Here is a 2,625-nt window from a genome sequence, read left to right on the forward strand (position 1 = left end):
AGATTAGTTAGTCTGGTAAAATTTGAAAATATAATTACTATGTTAAAGTTTATAGTAATGGCTTTTTGTTATATAATAATATTAATTGAGATAATTATTTTTTTTATAATTAAAATAAAACATAGGCAGATCAGGATGGAAACAAGGAACTATTTCAGGCTGATCAAACCTATTAACAAGATTTTTGGCGTCAAACTTCTCATAATGTGGATCATTCCCATCTAAAAAGTAACGGAAATAGTTTACCAGATTTTTATTCTTATTACTTAGAACTACTTTTCTCATCAATTCATAAACTGCTGAAGTACGTAATTCTCTAGAATTGAAATTCGTTGCCAACAAATCAAACAAAAGATTCTGGCTCTCCTTAGAAAAATCGCTTATATTGTCTGACAAAAGTTGAATGACTAATGATTTATCTTGTTTGCAAAAAGCTTTACAAACATCCATCAATACCAGTAGTTGATTTTTTGAAGATAAGTTAGGTATCGTGTTTATCTTTTTTTGAAAGCCATCAAAAACCTGGATATCAACACTATCATTTTTAAAAAACTTCTTTCTGAAAACAGCAGAAGTAATTCCCTGATAATTTTGGGCTATTCTTTTATAAACAGTGGAGTCTGGAATATGCCTTACAAATTCTGACCAATGATCAACAAGATAATTACTATTTTGACTATCAGCAGGTGACAGGTAAATGCTATTTTTATGTTCACCAAATAAAAACCAATTTTCAGGTAATGTTTTTTGCTCTGGAGTTAAAGAATTTAAATACTCATTTGCGATTTCAACTGCTTGAGAATTTTCCTTACGTGTAAATTTAAGTTTAATGTATTCTTCCATAAAAGAGGCAGATCTATTTCCGCTCTTATACTTCACATTCATGGAATAATAAATATTATCTGAATTAAGCCCTTTTTTAGCTTCTTCGATAAAATCTGAGGCCTTTTCTTTGGCTCCTACAAATTTATAAATCACATTACCCGAACTATCAAGAAACAAATAGGTTGGATAGGCACCCACTTGATACTTAGAGCCTAACTCAATCCCCTCTTCTGTCTCCATATCTATTTCAGCAGAGACAAAGGACTCGTTAATAAAATCTGCTACAGCATCCTTAGTAAAAATATTTTTACTCATAAACTTACATGGCCCACACCATGTAGTATAACAATCTATAAAGATATTTTTTTTAGTTTCATGAGCTTTTTCTTTTAATTCTTCAAAAGATAAATGCTCAAATTCAATTTTCCTATTTTGTGAAAATGCTACACAACTAAATAACAGGTAACATAATAAAAGTGTATTTACTGTTTTTGACATAAAAAGGGTATTATGATGTTTTATTAAAATATTCTTTATTAAAGCGTAATAAAATTAATTTACAATTGTTTTTAACCTTATAGCTAACCATATCATTATTCATCAATTTCTCTAGGGAATCACGTACTTGCAATAAATAAAGTTGTATTACCGCATTTAAATCGTTTACTTTAGTATTAATGTTATTGGCGTTGGCTAATTCAATAAGTATATTAGCCATGTCGATCTGAGTGCTCAATTGTATGTCTGTTGGCTCATTTGAAACATCAAAATTTAGAAAAACTACTCTATTTGTAAAAGAAAATAAATCATTACATATAAATGCTTTTTTACCATTTTTTTGTTCTGCATCAATTAGAGACAATAACACTTCTTTTTTAAACAGGCGTTGTAAAATATTTTTGGACATGTCAATGCAAAACTTATCCATATTAATAGGATTCTGCTTTAATAATTCTGGATTTTTAAGCCAATCCAATCTTGCTGAAAAAACATGTTCTTCAAGATTTTTTAATGCTTCTAATTGCTTTTCTTTACTCACATAATCAACCATGACCTCATTTTCTCCTTTGATTACAGCACGCTCCATTTGCCCGCCAATTAATATAGCCTCCTGATTCACAAAATATCGATACAAGGAAAAGCTTTCAGAGATAAATTCTAGAAAATCTTTAGTTAAATCTGTATCATGTTTAAAATCGTTAAGTATACTAGGGATTTTTGGATAACTATTTTTCAATTTTTGAATTCCTATTTCGCTTGCTCTTAATAAATCATTAGATATAAACGTAGCTTGAGCGGTTGGGTCTAGCATATTCTCCTTAGCATAAAAAGTAGCTTTCAATGAAGGAGGACTTACGCGGTTGCCATACAAATAAGCTATGGCATCACGATCATAAATAGACACTTTAGGCAACAGGTATTTTGGTGAAATATTATTCTCTTTTACGGCAACATAATCAGGCATACTTGTACCCACAACTGTTGCTGATGGTCCCCATTTTTTTAACCATTCATTATCTTGTAATTGTTCGATAGAAAAGGCTGTTACTGCTGGGTAATTTTCCTTTACGCCCAATATTTGCCCTATTACACTTGCTAATTGCTGTGTCAATATATCTTTTCTTCTTTCCAAACTATTAGGGTTCTTTATTATTTCTGGATCATTCTCTCCACAAAGAAGCAAATATTTGATCAAGCTTCTTTTGGCAGGTTTATCCATAAAATTAATCCGAGCGGCTATTATTTCTCCTGTAACTTGATTTTCTACAACGCTATATTCCATTTCACGCTCTGAGGTTC

General features: G+C 30.5%; 2 protein-coding genes. Both read right to left on the bottom strand.

All coding sequences use genetic code 11. The features are described from left to right. Positions 1-81 precede the first annotated feature (81 nt). Positions 82-1,323 carry a thioredoxin family protein gene (locus ACQY5W_RS12920; protein WP_428025384.1) on the bottom strand — a complete coding sequence of 414 codons (1,242 nt, stop codon included), beginning with the start codon at positions 1,321-1,323 and terminating at the stop codon, positions 82-84. Between the two features lie 10 nt (positions 1,324-1,333). Next, a partial coding sequence (locus tag ACQY5W_RS12925) for a zinc-dependent metalloprotease (protein WP_428025385.1) occupies positions 1,334-2,625 on the bottom strand: 1,292 nt, incomplete at its 5' end.

It is taken from the genome of Arcobacter sp. (assembly GCF_050300555.1).
Classification (GTDB): Bacteria; Campylobacterota; Campylobacteria; order Campylobacterales; family Arcobacteraceae; genus Arcobacter.

Excerpts from the sequence above, each read along its gene's own strand:
- ACQY5W_RS12920 (WP_428025384.1), bottom strand. The coding sequence starts at position 1,323 with ATGTCAAAAACAGTAAATACACTTTTATTATGTTACCTGTTATTTAGT.